General features: G+C 33.3%; 12 protein-coding genes. 3 read left to right on the top strand and 9 right to left on the bottom strand.

The window, feature by feature from the left end; all coding sequences use genetic code 11:
• Positions 1-354: 354 nt before the first annotated feature.
• Positions 355-3,117 carry an AsmA-like C-terminal region-containing protein gene (locus IUY40_RS15765; protein WP_195737818.1) on the bottom strand — a complete coding sequence of 921 codons (2,763 nt, stop codon included), beginning with the start codon at positions 3,115-3,117 and terminating at the stop codon, positions 355-357.
• Positions 3,118-3,145: 28 nt separating this feature from the next.
• Positions 3,146-3,727: a tRNA-(ms[2]io[6]A)-hydroxylase gene (locus IUY40_RS15760; protein WP_195737817.1), complete on the bottom strand. Its 582-nt coding sequence runs from the start codon at positions 3,725-3,727 to the stop codon at positions 3,146-3,148.
• A 112-nt stretch (positions 3,728-3,839) separates the two neighbouring features.
• On the opposite strand from IUY40_RS15760, the gene IUY40_RS15755 reads away from it, so the two are divergent.
• Positions 3,840-5,084 (top strand): glycosyltransferase, encoded by a 1,245-nt coding sequence (locus IUY40_RS15755; RefSeq protein ID WP_195737816.1) that lies wholly within the window; start codon positions 3,840-3,842, stop codon positions 5,082-5,084.
• Here IUY40_RS15755 and IUY40_RS15750 read toward each other — a convergent pair.
• The 7 genes from IUY40_RS15750 to porU form a co-directional block, all read right to left on the bottom strand.
• The gene (locus IUY40_RS15750) at positions 5,081-5,245 is read right to left on the bottom strand and encodes a helix-turn-helix domain-containing protein (protein ID WP_317190934.1); all 165 of its coding nucleotides are present in this window, start codon (positions 5,243-5,245) and stop codon (positions 5,081-5,083) included. The genes IUY40_RS15755 and IUY40_RS15750 overlap by 4 nt on opposite strands.
• 321 nt (positions 5,246-5,566) lie before the next feature.
• On the bottom strand, positions 5,567-7,414 hold the full coding sequence (locus IUY40_RS15745; RefSeq protein ID WP_195737815.1) for a hydrolase/aminopeptidase: 1,848 nt from the start codon (positions 7,412-7,414) through the stop codon (positions 5,567-5,569).
• 111 nt (positions 7,415-7,525) lie between these two features.
• Entirely contained in the window at positions 7,526-9,160 is a 1,635-nt protein-coding gene (locus tag IUY40_RS15740; RefSeq protein WP_195737814.1) for a pyruvate dehydrogenase complex dihydrolipoamide acetyltransferase, read from the bottom strand.
• A gap of 3 nt (positions 9,161-9,163) precedes the next feature.
• The gene (gene pdhA, locus IUY40_RS15735) at positions 9,164-10,162 is read right to left on the bottom strand and encodes a pyruvate dehydrogenase (acetyl-transferring) E1 component subunit alpha (protein WP_195737813.1); all 999 of its coding nucleotides are present in this window, start codon (positions 10,160-10,162) and stop codon (positions 9,164-9,166) included.
• A 155-nt stretch (positions 10,163-10,317) separates the two neighbouring features.
• The gene (gene cdd / locus IUY40_RS15730) at positions 10,318-10,800 is read right to left on the bottom strand and encodes a cytidine deaminase (RefSeq protein ID WP_195737812.1); all 483 of its coding nucleotides are present in this window, start codon (positions 10,798-10,800) and stop codon (positions 10,318-10,320) included.
• 77 nt (positions 10,801-10,877) lie between these two features.
• A complete protein-coding gene (porV, locus tag IUY40_RS15725; protein ID WP_195737811.1) occupies positions 10,878-12,059 on the bottom strand; it encodes a type IX secretion system outer membrane channel protein PorV in 1,182 nt (393 codons plus the stop codon).
• 35 nt (positions 12,060-12,094) lie between these two features.
• Complete coding sequence (porU, locus tag IUY40_RS15720; RefSeq protein ID WP_195737810.1) at positions 12,095-15,937, bottom strand: type IX secretion system sortase PorU; 3,843 nt, start codon at positions 15,935-15,937, stop codon at positions 12,095-12,097.
• A gap of 222 nt (positions 15,938-16,159) precedes the next feature.
• Between porU and gldJ the strand changes: the two genes are divergently transcribed.
• Positions 16,160-17,845: a gliding motility lipoprotein GldJ gene (gldJ, locus tag IUY40_RS15715; protein WP_195737809.1), complete on the top strand. Its 1,686-nt coding sequence runs from the start codon at positions 16,160-16,162 to the stop codon at positions 17,843-17,845.
• A gap of 65 nt (positions 17,846-17,910) precedes the next feature.
• Complete coding sequence (gene murF / locus IUY40_RS15710) at positions 17,911-19,194, top strand: UDP-N-acetylmuramoyl-tripeptide--D-alanyl-D-alanine ligase (protein WP_195737808.1); 1,284 nt, start codon at positions 17,911-17,913, stop codon at positions 19,192-19,194.
• Positions 19,195-19,206 lie beyond the last annotated feature (12 nt).

Raw genomic sequence — 19,206 nt, 5'->3', positions numbered from 1 at the left:
CATTTGTACTTCTATTATTAAAATAGTGGATTAATATGAAAACCTATGGAGTCATAACAATACCAGCAAAGATCATTAAGCTTTGTGAACTTAGCGGTTTCAACTTTGTGAACCTTGCGGTTAAACTACAAATAAACGCTATGAAAGAATATTTCTAATTATGCATTTATATTATTACTTTGAGAGAAGTACAATGTTAAAGCTTAGTTATATTATATGTTGTTTTCTCATAATTAAAGGTTTAAAACAAGCAATAGGAGTGTTTTGAATGAGTTTAGCTAAATGAAAAACATCTTATACATAAGCATAAAAAAGCCTGCTCTATTGAGCAGGCTTGTGAATCTGTCTTTTAGATTAATCTTCAGTATCTTGAGTTTCTTCTAAATCTTCTGATTTTCTTCCTATTTTTATTTTAGGATTGTCTTTGTTTCCAGTTATTGTTAATGGAACTCCCAGAATCCCTAAAGGGGGTAAACCTAATCTCATTTTAATGTTTAGTTTGCCATCTAAACTAGTCGTTCCTTCTATTCTTGGTCTGAAACCTGCAAACTTGAATTTGAATCGTTCTAGGGTAATTATATTGTTTTTAATACTACTCTTGATATCTACTTTAGAAATTTCTGGATTTTTTATTCCTTCATGGCTTGTTGTTTTGCTTACTGCATTAAACATTTTCATGCCATATAACTTGATATCTTTTATAGATATAACTCCTTCACCAACTAATGAAGGATAAACTGGTTCCATGTTTGCATTAAGTCTCCCTTTTAATTTGTAGTCTAGCGAAATAGTTCCTTGTGCTTTTTCTGCTGCACTAGCCATTTTTCTAAATATTTCAATTTCATTATAAGCCTTTTTAACGTCAAAATCGCTTGCCTTAATGCTATAGTCAAACAAAGCTTTTTTCATCGTTAAAGCTTGGTATGTCGCGTCCATAGTTACTTCGCAACCTATTAAGTTAAAACCTGTATTTTGCATAGTTAAAATCCCTTTATTCATTTTAAGATTTCCTTTGGCATTATTTAAGGTTAGTTTGTTAAAATTCACCTTTTGTGCATTTGCCTGAAATTGTAAATTAAAATTCTTCGGAATTATAATCACTCCTGTTTGAGTTACTTCCACTTTTGACGCTTCAGTTGTACTAGGGGCTACAATTGTATTGCTTGTCTCAGTAGTTGTACTTGACATAAATTCATCAGCATTGATGTACTTTGAATTTATGACGAATGATCCTTTTAATACACCCGCTTTGGTTGTCATGAAATTAAAGACATTTTGTAAATATCCATTCATTTTAAAATCAGACTGACCATATGCTGACGTAAAGTTTTTGAAAAACATTTTGTCTTGGTTTATTTTAAAAATACCTTCTTTAATAATAAACTTCTTAGGTAGGTATTCAGATACAATTCCGATATTTTTAATCTCAAGAGTCCCTTTATTATTGAGTTTGCTATAGTTTCCTTTTTCGGCATCACTTTGTTTGCCTTTTAAAACTAAATTGGCTTTAATTGAGCCGTCTAGATCCAATCCTTTTTGTGAAAAAACTCGATATATTTTACTTATATCTAGTTCACCTTTAGCTTTAATATCATACGTAAGATCATTAAAATTGCTCAGGTCAGCATTAATAAAAAAGGGTTTTCCTTCAAATGTTATTTGAGCTGGTGATAATTTAACTTTCAAATCATCAAAAGTTCCGTTGTTATTATTAATTTTTGATACAATAGTTATGTCTGTAATTGGATTTGGATAATATTTAGTCTTTATATATCCATTTTTTAAGTTTATGGTGCTTGAAGTTACTGGGAAAAGTTTGTTTTTTAAATCAAAAATTCCTTTCGCTTTAACATCTCCAATAAGATTCCCTTTTAACTCAATGTCTGGAATTCCAAATGCCTGAGTTAATTTTTCTAAATCTATCTGACTGTTTAGGTTAACGTTTATTTCTGGAGTATTTACTCCTTTTACATAAAATTTAGATTTTAAATAATCTTTATTTATGTTCAAGGCTAAGTTTTTTGCATCAACTATTAAAAGGTCTGGATTTAACGAAGGTAATTTTGTATTTATATCTAGATTTAAATTTGAAACAGGAAATAAACTTTTATTATAGTTTACATAACCGTCGCTTATTTTTAAATCGACGTTTAAATCTGGCGCAATATTCTGTGAGGCGATATATTTACCTTTTAGGGTAAGTAATAGATTTGTATTTCCTTTTAAATCTGTTTTTGATAACCAAGTAATGAATTTGGGAGGGAATGCTGTAAAGACATCATGTAATTGACTATTATTTGACTTTATTACAAAATCAATATTATAACCGTCTTTCAAAAAGTCGAATTTCCCTTTAAAATCGACAATCAATTGATTTATTTTTAAATTGTTTTGTTCGAAAAAGAATGATAAAGAGTTTACATTTACTTTTGTAATTAAGTCAGCATCTACCTTTTTATTCATTAAATAGGGCTCATTTTCATATAAGATGTTGAGTTTTTCGATTTTAGCTTTTGAATATAAGTCAAAAATATCTTTACTTAAATCTCCCTTTCCAGAATAATTAAACCCAAAAACATCTAAATGTACATTGGTTGATTGATCATCATAGACTATTTTACTATTTATAATTTCAATTTTTTTTAATTTTAAAGAGGTGTCATCACTATCTTCTTTTTCCTCTTCGGCTTCGGATGATTTATAGATGTTATAATTTGCTTCTCCATTTTTATTAACTTTTACATTAATAAAAGAATTAGATAAATATATTTGGTCGATGCTAACAGTTTCTCCAAAGAGTAAACTACTTATATTAATACCGAAAGAAACTTCTTTTGCAGTAACAAAATTTTCTTTTTGAAATGGAGCTGATCCATTTAATTTTAAGTCATTTAAAGTTAAAGTTAGTGATGGGAAATGATGAAAAAAAGAAATGTAGGCATCTGAATAATTTAGTTCAGCATTAAGTTTCTTATTTGCTGTTTTTTTTATTTCTTCTTTTATCTTATCTGAAAAAATATAGGGAGTTATAAAAAGCAACGTCAAAATAACAACAAAGGCTATTCCAATGTATTTTGCTATTTTGTATAAAATGGGTTTCAAATTCCTCTTTGCCATAATATGGGGGGGTGAAATAAATTAGTCTTTATCCGTGAATAGTTTCTTGTTTACCATAATTGGTAATAATTGAAGTTTCAAATTCAATCCATTCAGCCCAACGTTTATCAACATCTATATTGTCTGTGTACTTTCTTGCAAATCCAAGAAAGGTAGTGTAATGTCCAGCTTCTGATATCATTAAATCGCGATAGAATTTTGCTAATTCTTGATCTTGAATATTTTCTGAAAGGACTTTAAAACGTTCACAGCTTCTGGCTTCAATCATAGCAGAAAATAACAGACGATCAACTAATGCATCTTTTCGGCTGCCATCTTTTTTCATGAATTTAAATAACTCATTTACGTAATGATCTTTGCGTTCACGGCCAAGGGTTAATCCCTTTCTTTTAATTAAATCATGTACCATTTGTAAATGCTCTAATTCTTCTCTTGCAATTACTAATAACTCGGTTACTAATTCTTCTAATTCTGAATTGTAAGTTATTAAACTAATAGCATTTGAAGCAGCTTTTTGCTCACACCAAGCATGGTCGGTTAGAATCTCTTCGATGTTTGATTCAACAATGGTTACCCAACGTGGGTCTGTAGCTAATTTTAATCCTAACATGTTCTTTAATTTATAGCCTACAAAATTAGTGTTTTATTCCTGATTTTTGGATTTTATGATGAGTTTGCCACTTAAATAGTATTATTTTGTAGTTGAAATAAATTAAGGGGGTATGAGTAAGCTTAGAAAGTTTTTAATAATTGGTTTTGTATGGCCAGAGCCAAATTCATCGGCAGCAGGAGGAAGAATGATGCAATTAATTTCAATTTTTCAAGAGCAAGGATTTGATATTACTTTTGCTAGCCCGGCTCTGGATAGCGATTTTATGATTGATTTACGAGTATTAGGAATTGAAAAAAAGTCAATTGCTTTAAACTGCTCTAGTTTTGATGATTTTATAAAAGAGTTAAATCCATCTATTGTTTTGTTTGACCGCTTTATGATTGAAGAACAGTTTGGTTGGCGTGTGACTGAAAATTGTCCAGATGCATTGCGTATTTTGGATACTGAGGATTTACATTGTTTGCGTCAGGCGCGTCAAAAAGCATTCAAAGAAAATAGAAACTTTGTAGTTAGCGATTTATTTTCAGAAGAAGTGGCAAAGAGAGAAATTGCTAGTATTTTGCGTTGTGATTTGTCGTTGATAATTTCTGAGTTCGAGATGGAGTTGCTAGAATCGGTATTTAAAATTGATTCTTCTTTATTATACTATTTGCCTTTTTTATTGAATCCAATTTTTGAGGATATATTAAAAGAATTACCTCTATTTGAAGAAAGGACTGATTTTATTTTTATTGGTAATTTTCTGCATGAGCCTAATTGGAATACTGTTCAATATCTAAAAGAGTCAATTTGGCCTTTGATAAAAAAACAATTGCCGGATGCAGTTTTAAATATCTATGGTGCTTATCCTTCGCAAAAGGTATTGCAATTGCACGAACCTAAATTTGGTTTTTGTATTATGGGGCGTGCTGATAATGCTCAGGAAGTAGTAAGAAAATCTAGGATAGTTTTGGCTCCGATACGATTTGGTGCTGGTTTAAAGGGGAAGTTGGTTGAAGCTATGGAAGTTGGAACACCTAGTGTAACAACAACAATAGGTGCAGAAGCTATGAATGGTGAGTTACCTTGGAATGGTTTTATTATTGATGATGCTGAAGGTTTTGCTAAAGCCGCTATAGAATTATATCAAGATAAAAATAGTTGGAACGAAGCTCAACTAAATGGAATTGAAATAATTAATACGCGCTATTTAAAAAACAATTTTGCGACTGATTTTATGAAAATGATTTTTCATATACAATCTAATTTGCAATCACATCGTGCTAATAACTTTATTGGAAGTATGTTACAGTATCATACTATGAGAAGTACAAAATATATGTCTAAATGGATTGAGGCAAAAAATAAAAATTAAGCTTCCATTTTTCCAAAGCCTACTGTTTCTCTATAAATTTGAGGTGACACATCGGCATTGGTTTTAAAAAATCGACTAAAGTAGTGTTCATCTTCATAACCTAGTTCATATGCAATTTCTTTGACTGTTTTGTTGGTCATGTATAATTCTCTTTTGGCTATGATTACAGATTTTAGGACATGGAGAATTTACGCTATGTAATGGATAATTTTCCCTGTATTTTTTTTAGGAGCTAATCCCGCTATTCGCTATAATCTTTTGCTTTTTAAAGAAAAAAGCAAAAGGATTTCCACTTCTATCGGGGCTAGGGCAATTGTTTTCACAAGAATGTTTCTTGTTCCTCGGAATGACAAATAAGAATAAAAAGAATCCCCGATTACAAGGTGTAACTGGGGATTTTTTGCTTTTCAGTTTTCAGTCGCAGTCTTCGGTCAGATTGTAAGCTGAAAATTGAGACTGCGACTGTAAACTGAAACTAAATACTATTTTAAAACGCCTTCAACAGCTTGAACGGTTGTTGCGTGATAACCTGTTTTTGCTTTATCAAAGATTTGTTTTGCCCAAATTTTTCCTTTAGGTGTTTTTGCCATTTCTTTATAAAGCATCATTACTGATCCAGTTCTGCTGGTTGAAATCAAAAATTGTTCGATTGCAGGGTAAGCTGCTGTATATTTGTAATCAATAGAAGGAATAAACCATTGACGTTTGATAACGAAATTACCGCCTTTTGTAAAGTTAAATTCACCATCAAGTGCTTCCATTTCTTTTGCAGTAATATCTGTTGGAAGATTGTCTATAAAATGCTGTTTTTCTGCCGTTGTTGTAATTTTTTGACTTAATCCTTTAACTCCGGTTTCTCTCCAGCTTTTTTGGATTTTATCAATTGCATCAAAATCTGCTGAGCTTACTCGAGTAATATTTGATGGAATTCCAGGTTTGTAAATCCATTCATCTAGTTTTATTTTATCAGCAAGAGTTTTATCTCCCTTAATTAGATTTTCGTTTATATATTTTACAAAATCTTCTGTTGTTATAGATTTAAATGCGTTTGCATCGAAATAGTTTTTAATAAACACATCGAATTTTTCGCGTCCTACCGCATTTTCAATAACTCTTAAAAAAGCGTATCCTTTTACATATGGAATCAAACTTAATCCGTCATCGGGATTTCTCCCAGTTAAACTAACTTTAAGTCTTGTATCTGGGTTCGTGTCTCCTAGTTCTGTGATATTATCAGTTAATTCTTTGCGGATGATAACATTTTGCATTTCGAATTCTTTTTTACCAAAGATAGCTTCGCCAATTCGATGTTCTACGTAAGTAGTGAACCCTTCGTTTAACCAAATGTCATCCCATGTTGCATTGGTTACTAAGTTTCCGCTCCAGCTATGTCCTAATTCATGTGCTAATAAGCTAGTTAATGAACGATCACCAGCCAAAACTCCTGGGGTTAGAAATGTTAAGTTAGGGTTTTCCATTCCGCCATAAGGGAAGCTAGGTGGTAAAACTAATACATCATAACGGCCCCAACGGTATGGGCCATAAAGTTTTTCGGCTGCAACTACCATTTTTCCTAATTCAGCAAATTCCCATGCTGCTTTTTTAAGTACTGATGGTTCTGCGTAAACGCCTGTTCTGTTATCAATTGATTGAAATTCAATATCTCCGACTGCAATAGCCATTAAGTACGATGGTATCGCTTTGTCTTGTTTAAAAGTATAAACTCCTGTATTGTTTTTCTTTTGTGGATTAACGGCACTCATAACGGCCATTAAATCTTTAGGAACGGTAACCTTTGCATTATAAGTAAAACGAATCGCTGGTGAGTCTTGACATGGAATCCAGGTACGTGACCAAACACTTTCACCTTGAGAGAAAAGGAAAGGTTTCTTTTTGTCTGCCGTTTGTGCTGGGGTTAACCATTGTAAAGCTACAGCGTCTTTGCTTGTGCTGTAGTAAATATTTACTTTGGTTGTATTTGGTTCAATTGTAATATGAAGTGGTTTTCCGTGGAATTCAACTTCTTTGCCAAGCTCAAATTTGGTTTCTTTTTCATCATCACCTAGAGTTACTTTAGTGATGTTAAGGGTGTTTTCATCAAAGATAATTTCGTTGCCTTTGCTAACGTTGTCGATTTCCCAAGATGCTTTTCCAGTAATGGATTGTGTCTCAAAATCAACTTTAATGTCAAGGTCTAAGTGTTTTACAACGGCTAACTCTTGTCTTGAGTATGAATGCTCGTCTTTAACAACTGTTGGTTTATTTGTTTCGTCTTTTTTCTGACAAGCTAATGCTGTTAAAAAAAGGGTTAGTAGATATAATTTTTTCATTTTTATAAAAAATTGGTTTAAAATGTAAATTAAATAAAAAAATCCCATTTTGAAAGTTCAAAATGGGATTTTTAATATTAATAAGCTTGAATTCTACTTAGATTGACAAAATTATGCCAACATTGTAACTGGGCTTTCGATGTATTGTTTCAATGTTTGTAAAAATTGAGCACCAGTTGCACCGTCAATTGTTCTGTGGTCACAAGCTAATGATAACATCATTGTGTTTCCAACTACAATTTGACCGTTTTTAACTACTGGTTTCTCTACAATTGCACCTACTGAAAGGATAGCTGAGTTTGGTTGGTTTATGATTGAATTAAATTCTGTAATACCAAACATTCCAAGGTTAGATACTGTAAAAGTACTTCCTTCCATTTCTTGTGGCCCCAGTTTTTTATTTTTAGCTCTTCCAGCAAGATCTCTTACGCTAGCACCAATTTGAGATAAACTCATAGCATCTGTAAATTTCAATACAGGAACTACTAATCCATCTTCAACAGCCACTGCAACACCAATATTTACATGGTGGTTGATGATGATAGCATCTTCTTTCCACTGTGAATTTATTTTTGGGTGTTTTTTCAATGCCAAAGCACAAGCTTTGATTACCATATCATTAAAAGATACTTTTGTATCTGGAACGCTATTTATTGTTGCTCTAGATGTCATTGCTTCATCCATGCTTACTTCTATCACTAAGTTGTAGTGAGGAGCTGTAAACAATGATTCTGCTAAACGCTTAGCAATAATTTTTCGCATTTGAGAATTTTTAATCTCTTCTGTGAAAATTTCTCCAGCAGGAACAAAAACTTTTGGTGCGGCAGCAGTAACTTCAGGAGTTTTAGTAACGGTTGCAGCTGGTTGAGCAGATGCAGTTGTTGCTGGTGTAAAGTTTTCGATATCGCTTTTTACGATACGACCGTTTTCACCAGTTCCTTTTACTTGAGATAATTGAATTCCTTTGTCTGAAGCTATTTTCTTAGCTAAAGGTGAAGCAAGAATTCTTTTTCCATCACTAACTACTTCAACAGTTTCTGCTGTTTCTTGAGCAGGAGTTACTTTAGTTTCTTCTGTTGCTGTTACTTTTGCAGGAGCACCACCAGCAGTATAGTTTTCGGCAATACCCGAAATATCTGTTCCAGCAGGCCCGATGATAGCTAATAAACTATCTACAGGAGCTGTGTTTCCTTCTTGAATTCCAATGTATAATAATGTTCCTTCGTTGAAAGATTCAAATTCCATTGTTGCTTTGTCTGTTTCGATTTCAGCAAGTATGTCGCCTTCAGCAATAGCATCACCAACTTTTTTAAGCCAAGTTGCAACGGTACCTTCAGTCATAGTGTCACTTAATCGAGGCATAGTTACAACAACAACGCCTTTTGGTAATTCTGTTGCAGCTTTTGTAGGAGTTGGTGCTTCGGTAGTTGCTGCAGGAGTAGCTTCAGCTTTTGGAGCTTCGACAGCAGGAGCGTCTTCTCCAGCGATCAATGCCGTAACATCTTCGCCTTCGTTTCCTATAATTGCTAATAATGAGTCAACCGGAGCAGTTTCTCCAGCTGGGATTCCTATATATAAAAGAGTTCCTTCGTTGAAAGACTCAAATTCCATTGTTGCTTTGTCGGTTTCAATTTCAGCAAGGATATCTCCTTCGCTAATTTTGTCTCCTACTTTTTTAAGCCAAGTTGCTACCGTTCCTTCCGTCATAGTATCGCTCAAACGAGGCATTGTTACTTTTATCGCCATGATTTATAGTTTATGAGGTGTAAATGGATAGTTTTCTTGTGCGTATACTACATCGTAAAGTTGTTGTAATTCAGGATATGGAGATTCTTCAGCAAATTTCACACATTCTTCTACCAAGTCTTTTACTCTTTGATCTATTTCTTCAATTTGTTCTTCAGTAGCAAATTTTTGATCTTTTATTACATCAAGAACTTGTGTAATTGGGTCAATTTTCTTGTATTCTTCTACTTCTTCTTTTGAGCGATATAATTGTGCATCAGACATTGAGTGTCCTCTGTAGCGGTATGTTTTCATTTCTAAGAATGTTGGACCATCACCACGACGTGCTCTTTCAATAGCTTCGTACATAGCTTCAGCAACTTTCACTGGATTCATTCCGTCGACTGGTCCACAAGGCATTTCGTATCCTAAACCAAGTTTCCAGATGTCAGTATGGTTTGCGGTTCTTTCAACAGAAGTTCCCATTGCATATCCATTATTTTCAACAATAAATACAACTGGAAGTTTCCATAGCATAGCCATATTAAAAGCTTCGTGCAGAGAACCTTGTCTTGCGGCACCATCTCCAAAATAAGTCATGGTTACACCACCTGTTTCAAAATATTTATCTGCAAAAGCTAAACCAGCTCCTACAGGAATTTGTCCACCTACAATTCCGTGACCTCCGTAAAAACGGTGCTCTTTTGAGAAAATGTGCATAGATCCACCCATTCCTTTAGATGTTCCTGTTGCTTTTCCTAAAAGTTCAGCCATCACACGTTTTGGGTCAACACCCATACCAATTGGTTGTACGTGATTTCTGTATGCAGTTATCATTTTATCTTTTGTCAAATCCATGACATGCAATGCACCAGCTAGTACAGCTTCTTGACCATTGTATAGGTGAAGAAACCCTCTTACTTTCTGTTGGATGTACAATGCTGCTAGTTTGTCTTCAAACTTTCTCCAAAGTAGCATGTCTTCATACCACTTTAAATATACCTCTTTTGTAACTTCTTTCATCTGAATTCTTTCTTTTGCTAAAGTGTTTCTGTTATCAATTGTTGCCTATAACGCAAAATAGTTTCCTCCCACAAATTTGCGCCCGAAGGGTCGGGATGCAAAAATAAGACTTTCCTACTTAGAACTAAAATTTAAACGCTAATTTTTGGTTTTTTTTACAAGAACTTTTTATCAAACATAAAAGGAAGTAAATTTTTTAGGGATGCAGATTGGTAAATGGCACCTATTTCGCCCATGAAATAAATTTCGATAGGGGTCTCTTGTTTTATTTCGTATTCTGCAATTGACTGTCTGCAAGATCCACAAGGAGGAATAGGAGCTGTTGTCTGATTGGTGTCTGAAGCAGCTGAAATTGCAATTTTTAAAATCTTCGCTTCAGGATAAATAGCTCCTGCGTGAAAAATAGCTACTCGTTCTGCACAAAGTCCTGATGGATAAGCTGCATTCTCCTGATTTGAGCCTAAAACAATTTTGCCATTATCCAAAAGTAATGCTGCGCCAACTCTAAATTTAGAATAGGGCGCATAGGCTTTTTTACGGATAGCGATTGCTTCGTTCATTAAGTCTTGGATGTCTTTTGAAAGTTCTTCGATAGATTCAAAAACTGAAAATTGTGTTGTAATAGATATTTCTTTCATTATGTATTTAGGAAAAAAAATCCAAATTTCAATAAACTGAAATTTGGATTGTTATAATTGTTTTTTATTATTCGCGATTAATATACTTCATATTTGTCCCCAAAGTTAAACGTTAGAGAGAAACGAAGTGTGTTTTCTAATGGATTTTTTACGTTTGAAGTAGAGAATAGGTATGAAACATCTACTTTAACAACGTTGTATTTGAAACCTGCACCTAAAGAGAAGAATTTTCTAGCTCCTTTTTCTGGACTTTCATGAAAATATCCCATTCGGAATGCAAATGAGTCTTGATACATATATTCTGCACCAATGCTATAGGTGATTTCTTTTAATTCTTCACTAAAACCGCCTGGCGCGTCGCCAAAAGATTTGAAAATTCCAGATGCCCAGCCTATTGATCGGTAATCTTCTCTATTTTTGTTTAATAGAGCAATCTCTTCTGAGCCGTTAATTTTTCCATCTCCATTTAAGTCAGAATTTTGTGGTGTTGGCACTAATAACTTGCTAAATTCTACACCTAAACCAATTTTATTGTAATCATCTAAGATAAAATCAAATCCTCCACCTACTTTTAAATTAGCGGGTAAGAAATTAGCATTGATTTCATCATTATCGTATTTGATTTTTGGCCCCATGTTCTGGATGTTGAAACCACCTCTCCATCTACCGTTAAAATCGCTATATGCAATTTCTTCTGATTGATAGAAACCGGCAATGTCTACCGCAAAAGAACTTGCTGGAGATGCATCTATATTTTCTGATGCAATTTTCAAATTGGAGCGAATGTATCTTCCAGCTACCGCCATAGAAAACTTTTCACTTAGTTTCAATGAGTAGGATCCGTCAAGAGCAAATTCATTCGGAGATACAATTCTTTCTTGCTCAGATGGATTATCTGTTTCTCGCAATGCGATATCCCCAAAGCCGAAATAACGGAAGCTCGTTGCAAAGGCACTTCGTTCGTTTAGTTTGTTGTAATAGGTAATTTGTCCTAATGAAACATCATTTACTAAATCAGTAAGATAGGGGGTGTAACTAACAGAGAATCCTTGTTTGTCTTCGGAGAAGGCATATTTTGCGGGATTCCATTGTTGAGAAAAAGCGTCTACAGATGTGGCAACTCCTTGGTCGGCCATACCTGCTGCTCTGGCGTCGGCAGCTACTAATAAAAAGGGTACTGCGGTTGTGATAGTTCTTTCTTGTGCCTGTGCTAGGGTAGCTATGAAAAGGCAGATTAAAATGAGGGTAGTTTTTTTCATTTAGGTTTTTAATAGTAAACAAATATAATATTTAATTAAAGTATGACAAGCTTTTCAATTTTTTCTGCTTTTTTATTTGTTGTATTTGATTTGACTGTTAATTTATAAATATAAACTCCCTTGCCAATTCGATCTCCAAAATCGTCTCTTCCGTTCCAGATTATGTCCCGAGATAAAAAACCTTCGGTAGTAATAATTTGATTTTTTGTCCAAACAACTTTTCCTGTAATTGTCATTACTTGTATCTGAACTTCTAAGGGTTCGTAAGGACGGTTGTGTGAAAACCAAAATTCAGTATAGGTAGTGAACGGATTTGGGTAATTTAAAACATGGGTTAATGTAATTGTATCATCTCCTGATACTATAAATTGAATTTCGGCTGTTACGGGGTTGTTGTAAACATCCCAAGCTGTCACCGAAACCGTGTGCAATCCTACTGCTAAATTACGGAATGGAAAACGTAATGTTCCATGCGTGTAATCATCTAGCTTAGTTTGATAGTAATCGTTTAATATATAAGGATTACTTACGTCCCCATCTAAAATTGCAACTATGTCATGTCCAATTCCACTTGCGGTATTTATCCCGTTTTCATCTTCAAGATTCGCAAGTAAAAAAGGAGATTCATTTGTAACCCCTCCTGATACAAATGTTTCATCGTTCATATATAACTGCACTTTTGGACTATTATTGTCTTGAGGTGCATTTTCGTTTATACCACCTATTTTTATTGTAGAATCATAGCCTGTTTGGTTCTCGAGAAGCTGTTGTTTTTTTGCGTAAAAGCTAATTTTTCCATTGCCTAGCGGAATTCGAATGTCTCTTGGGACTACAAAACTAAATTCGAATAATCCATTAGTGATCGAAGCGCTTCCCCTAAAAATAGTCTCGCCCATGGTGTTGAACTGCATTGGCGGGCTAAATCCGTTGTTGTTAAGTGTAGATGCTGTAATTGTTTTATCGAATATTGCAGTTGTTAATTCTCCGTTGTAGTTTGTTAGTAAATTATTGTTTTCATCTGTTATTTCTCCAGATAATTTTATTTTCGCTAGTGATTTAAAATCGTCAATCGGTTGAGAAATAACAATATCATTTACTTTTGTTAGTTTTATTTTAGGTTTAGGAATTGCAAGCATTAAAGCTGGATCGCCAATATATACAATGACATTACTGGAAGAGCTAGGATTGCTATTTTTGGATATTCGTAATGTCTCTGAAATCGTAGTGTATTGATTGGAGCCGTATGATAATAAGTTTTTGGATAGGATATCATTAAAGTTTTCTGCGCTAAATTGTCCGATAGATCTTGTGGTAGTAAGCATGGCGATGGCTCCACCTTTTGGATTCCAGTAAGTGTATTCTCCTGCGGTTGGTCTCGTAGGGTCATCAAATCTAGAGAATTCACACGTAATGGTTATAAACAAAGGGTATTTATATTGATTGTTCAGATTTTGTCCATCTGATTTGCTCCAAATTCGTTCACTTGCCAAGCCGTCTTCACCACCATGGCCTAGGTAATTAAAAACGAGTGCTCCTTTTTCGAATGCATTAAATAGGTCAGTTCTTGCTTTAGGATATCTTGCTCCTCCAGATGAGGCTTCTTCGACATAAGAGTCTAAAAGTATTTTATCTACATTAAAGAAAGGTTTCTCAGTAGTGATAATATCGGCTAATTTGTTTTGTCGACTTTGTAAGGTAGCATCTGAAGCTTTGTCGGAATCATCAGCTATTAATACAAAATTATTTTTCCAATTTCCGTATGATTTTATATCATGATATTCGAGTACTTTATTGACCATTTCGTTAGCTTGCTTGGTATCGTTAACAAGCATTCTTCCTACAGCTATATCTATTCCTCCAAAAAAAGAAATTATATTTCCTTCATTATTGTCCATTAGTGCATAAAAGTCATCAGATGCAAATGAAGCTTCTCCTGAACTGTTGCTTCTTAAGGAATGATATATAGGTACGATATTTCCGTTATTATTGATTCTGTTTTTATAATCGAAAGAAGCATCTCCGAAAAGATTGACATACTTAATTCTTTTTTCTGGAGTAGATGCGTTATCGTAAGTATATTTGATACAATTTCGAATAGCTGCGATATCTTGTTTTCCAGATGAGAATTCTTGGTATATCGATTCTGTTGTGATTACTTTTACATTTAAATTAGAATAGGATCTGTGAAAATTGGCTAGTTTTTCGGCTTGATTTAATAAAAAAGAAGGGGTGATAATAATATAGTCAACGTCTTGAAAAGTACCCTGATTGTTTTTTAGGATTGTTCCTTTTAAGTTTTGATTAGAGATTTTGGTTTTGTTTTCTTTAAGTGGAGTGTAGTAATCCGAAGGATCAAGTGCTATATATTTTCTTACTTCACCTAATTGTGCTTTAAAGTTAATTGTGCTTTGATTTGAATTTTCAATAGTACTCACATTATATATGTCTGTAACGTCCCAAATTTGGGTAATCCCAGCTGTGTTTGTTAAATTGTAATTTGCGATTCCGATACTTGAATCTGCTAGGTCATATTGAAAAGGAAATTGTTTTCCATAGCCTTGTAGTTTTCTTTTTGCAATTAGGTTGATTCGGTCTAAATATCCTTTAGAGCCTGGAACGCCTCCGTTGTTGTAGGAGAGTTTTATTTTTATGCTTTCTGTTCCTGTAAATGTTTTGTTCGAAGGTAAAGAATCGGTGTAAAATTTAATCTCAGAACCTGGGTTTATTGGGCTGAAATTAATGTTTCCTATGTCTTGTTCATTTGCAGTGACTTTAAAAGTTGTATTTGTGAAGGAGGCAGATGCTGTTTTAACTTGTATTTTGACAGGGATTGAAGCATCAATATTTGGAAAGTTAAAGTTGAATTCCTGTTCGTTGTTAATGTCAAATGCTTCTCCGTACCATTCTCGACCTAAATGCATGATGTTTGTAAGGTCTTTTTCGTAAAATTGATAGCTGTCAAATGTTGAGATATTTATGGTGCTGCTTCCTGTTGGAGGTTGCATTTGCGAGATTCTTTTTCCATCTCCTCCTTGAGTCGTTATATAGTAATATGATTTGTTATCGTATAAATTGTTATTGGTTCTACTTTCGTTGTTCCAGGTGTCAACACCTTCTGCGTAAAATAAAATATAATCATCATTATCAAAACTTCCGTCGTTCTCACCAATAATTTGAATAGCATTTTCTGTTAGGTCATTTGGGTAATAGATCGCATTGGATAAAGGAAGCATTCTTCCTCCATTACCGTATATTTTTATCTTTTTGGGGTTAGTTTTTGTTAAATCTGAGTTTAAGCTTTGTAAAAAGCTTTTGGAGATTTTGTACACGCCTGATTTTTCGATATAAAATCGGTGCCAATCTCCCGATGATAATACAGAATTGGAAATGTTTGTACTTTTTCTAGTTAATGATATTCTAGAAGAAGAGTTGCTAGGAGAATTAGTTATTATATTATAGGTAAAGGATTTTACTCTTTTGTACCCGTTTCCATCATTAATTATTGGAGATAAAGTTAGTAAAGCTTGATTTATTCCTCTTGCAGATGAAATGATTATTGATTCATTTGGAGTTTTAGGTATGTTTTTTAAGGTTAAATCTCCAAGTTGATTTTCTGAAATTGTTTCGTAGGCTATATTTGATAATTGGACGATGCTATTTTCAGAATAATTAGATTGTGTAAGGTTTAAAGTATATAAAATTGTCTTTGTGTCGGCGTTTAAATGGTAGTTATTGCCTGAAAACAGTGGAGCATTTACTTTAAAGTCGCCAAAATACATGTCTTTTTTGTCAAGCCAATTTAAAATGATATCCTCTTTTGTTTGAGCAAAAGAGCTGATATATAGTAAGATAAAAAAAGGTAGTAGTGTTTTTTTCATTGTATGTTTTAACGAAAATATCATTGTTATATTATGGTAAGTAAAAATATAGTATTTAGTGTTATAGTAAATAATAAAATGTATATTTTTGCGTTCGATTAATGTGAGTTGATTTGTGAAGAATCAGGTACATGAAATATTTATAATTGATTTTATAATTGATGTTGCAAATTAATTTTAATTATTATATTGCAACACCTAAATTATTACCTACTAAAGAGTATGAAAGTAAACAAAATTATGGCCTTACAGTTAATGTTATCTATGACATTGGTTATTGGAATGGCTAGCTGTAGTAAAAAATCTAGTTCAAGTGCATCAAGAGCTACGGGTTGGGATGTTAATAGTATTAATGGAACAGCACAAAACGTTTCTAATAAAAAACAACAAGCAGGCCCAGGACTAGTTTTTGTAGAAGGAGGAACATTTACCATGGGTAAGGTTCAAGATGATGTTATGCATGATTGGAATAATACGCCAACACAACAACACGTTCAGTCTTTTTATATGGATGAGACTGAGGTAACTAATATGATGTATTTAGAATACCTTGAATGGTTGAAGAAAGTATTTCCACCTACTGAAGAAAATTATAAGCATATATATGGAGGAGCTTCGCCAGATACTTTAGTTTGGAGAAATCGTTTAGGTTATAATGAAACAATGACTAACAACTACTTAAGACATCCTGCGTACGCAAACTATCCTGTAGTTGGTGTAAACTGGATTCAAGCTGTTGAGTTTAGTAAATGGAGAACAAATCGTGTAAACGAAGCTATTCTTGAAAAAAACAGATATCTTAAAAAAGGTGCTAAAACAAATGATGTTAGTGCTGAAAGTAACTTTAATACAGAAACATATTTAATCGCACCTACATCTACATTTGGAGGAAATGAGGAAATTGTTTTAAAAGATGGTAAAAAAGTAAAAAGAACTAAAAAAGGAGAAACTGCAGAAGAACCTAAAAATGTTTATGCACAACGTTCTTCTGGAATAATCTTACCAGAATATAGATTGCCAACAGAAGCAGAGTGGGAATATGCCGCTGGTGCAAATGTTGGACAAAGAGAATACAATATTTATAAAGGAAAGAAGAAATATCCTTGGTCTGGAGATTATACTCGTTCTGGTAAAAGAGGAACAAGAGGAGATCAGTTGGCTAACTTTAAACAGGGGAATGGTGATTACGGAGGTATAGCTGGATGGTCTGATGACGGGGCAGATATTACAAACGAAGTTAAAAAATATCCTGCAAATGATTTTGGATTGTATGATATGGCTGGAAATGTAGCCGAATGGGTTGCCGATGTTTACAGACCTCTTATTGATAATGAAGCAAATGACTTTAACTACTTTAGAGGAAACCTTTATGCTAAGAATAAAATTGGTAAAGATGGTAAAGTAGAAATCGTTACTAAAGAAACTATAAAATACGATACATTAAGTAATGGTAAAATTGTTGCAAGAAATTTCCCCGGAGATCTCGCACAAGTGCCAGTTGATGAGCAAGAAACTTATTTAAGACAAAATTTCTCTACAAGTGATAACATTAATTATAGAGATGGTGATAAGCAATCGACTAAGTATTATGATTTTGGAGGATCTGGAGATGAAACTGCTGCAGAAAAAAGAAAACAAGCGATGTATAATTCTCCTAAACATAATGTAACAACAGATAGTTTAGGTAACATGGTTAGAAAATATGATAAGTCAAGCAAAAGAACAACTTTAGTAAATGATAATGTAAGAGTTTACAAAGGAGGTTCTTGGAGAGATAGAGCATATTGGTTAGATCCAGCTCAAAGAAGATATTTCCCTCAAGATATGGCAACTGATTACATTGGTTTTAGATGTGCAATGTCAAGAGTAGGGCAAAAATCTGAAAAAAGAAAATCACCTAGAAATTAAGAAATTTAATAATAGTAATAAAAGCCCTTTGATTAGGGCTTTTATTGTTTTAAATCTATTTTAAAATGGATATTGCTCACATTCATAGTTTGTTTTTACAATGCCAATCTGTTTCAACAGATACTCGTAAAATTGAATTAAATTCAATGTTTTTTGCTATTAAAGGGGAGAATTTTGATGCAAATACATTCGCAGAAGAGGCCTTGCAAAAAGGAGCCCTATTTGTAATTATTGATAATGCTAATTACTTTATTGATCAAAGAACAATTTTGGTCGAAAACAGTTTAGTTGCATTACAAGAATTAGCAAAATTTCACAGAACTTACTTAGAATTACCTATTATTGCTTTGACAGGAAGTAATGGGAAAACAACTACCAAAGAGTTAATAAATGTTGTGCTTTCTAAAAAGTTTAAAACCAAAGCTACAATTGGAAATTTGAATAACCATATTGGTGTTCCCTTAACATTATTATCGTTTACAAAGGATACTGAAATTGGTATTGTAGAAATGGGAGCCAACCATAAAAAAGAGATCGCCTTTTTATGTGAATTGGCTCGGCCTGATTTTGGATATGTGACTAATTTCGGGAAAGCTCATCTTGAAGGGTTCGGTGGAATAGAAGGGGTCATAGAAGGAAAAAGTGAATTGTATAAGTATCTTTCTATGTATAATAAAATGGCTTTTATAAACCTTGATGATCCGATTCAGGTAGAGAAAACCACTACTATAAAGAATTTTACATTCGGCTATAAAAAAGCGAATGCCGATGTTGTTATTGATGCCATTACAGCAAATCCTTTTGTTGTTTTAGGTTTTTATGGACAAACTATTACTTCACATCTAATAGGATTATATAATGCTAATAATATAAGTGCTGCGCTTGCAATTGGAAAATATTTTAAGATAGATGATTTAGCTATAAAAGAAGCTTTAGAAAGTTATATTCCTGAAAATAATCGTTCTCAACTATTAATAAAGGGAACAAACGAGATTATTCTAGATGCATATAATGCAAACCCAAGTAGTATGGCTGTTGCTATCGAAAATTTTATTCAATTAGAGAAGCGAAATAAAGTTATGATTTTGGGGGATATGTTCGAGCTTGGTTCTGAAAGTGAGCAGGAGCATAAAGCTATTGTAAGGTCACTTTTAGATGAAAATAAAACAAATTGCTATTTTATTGGGCCTTCTTTCTTTAAGCATAAAGCTGACAAAGAGAACTTCCATTTCTTAGATTCGTTTGATGCTTTTGCTACTTATTTAGGAACAATAACGTTTACTGATCAAGCAATACTTATTAAAGGATCTAGAGGTATGGCTTTGGAAAGAGTTTTAAATTTTATTTAAAAAATATATCTA

This window comes from Flavobacterium sp. ALJ2 (assembly GCF_015594725.1).
In the GTDB taxonomy this organism is placed as follows: domain Bacteria; phylum Bacteroidota; class Bacteroidia; order Flavobacteriales; family Flavobacteriaceae; genus Flavobacterium.
The sequence above is the reverse complement of the archived record's forward strand: the minus strand, read 5'-3'. Positions and strand labels throughout refer to the sequence as shown.